Origin of the sequence: Parabacteroides distasonis (assembly GCF_004793765.1) — a bacterium.
GTDB lineage: Bacteria > Bacteroidota > Bacteroidia > Bacteroidales > Tannerellaceae > Parabacteroides > Parabacteroides distasonis_A.
On record NZ_SRYM01000148.1, the window covers coordinates 1 to 735 of the forward strand.

The window sequence follows — 735 nt, forward strand, 5'->3', positions numbered from 1 at the left end:
AAAATATTGTAGCCATCCAACAAAAATACCGTGTCGTGCGTAACATTGTATTGGACATGGATATTCCCGATTTTTTGTGGGAAAGTGGTTATTTTGAGGACTTGAATTCTGATGAAAGAAAAAAGTATATCGGTTTCCGCTGCTCTGATTTTGATATGGATGCATATTTGCATGAACCGTCCTGTTATGATGGGTGGCTTCCTTATTTGTCCATTATCGTTAATCTTGTCGTGCTTTCCAAATATTTGCGCTATCTGCAAGAACAGGAAAGCAATTACCATACAGATGCGGTTGCCATCCAAGAGCAAGCCTTGCCAAAAGAGAAAGAGGAAAGTGCAGATACTAATCCAACCAAGATTGTGGGCAAAAGCAATCCTTTCAAGTCCACGTTGAAAGCTAATGAAATCAAACTTCTGACCGACTGTGTGAATGAAGCGAATATGTTTACTACTACCGTCAGTGCCAAAATACTTACCGATTTTTTCAACTGCAAACTGAATGGGGTATTGAAAGTTAATAATACCCGTCTGTTAGCCTATCTTATGATGCAACTTAGCTGTTATAATTACATCGTTTATGAATGGCAGTCTGTCATAGCAAACAATAAGCTGATATTGAAGAAGATAAAAGGTGAACCGCTTACACGTACTGACCTGTCGAGTGCGACAGACCAAGCGAAAAACATCTATCCGAAAGGATATGAAATCATAGACAAATACATCAAACAACTGCAAA

General features: G+C 38.6%; 1 protein-coding gene. It reads left to right on the forward strand.

Going from position 1 to position 735, the window contains the following annotated elements:
* Positions 1–735, forward strand: a 735-nt coding sequence (locus E5342_RS19130) for a hypothetical protein (RefSeq protein WP_135960091.1), incomplete at both ends; no start/stop codon positions are given.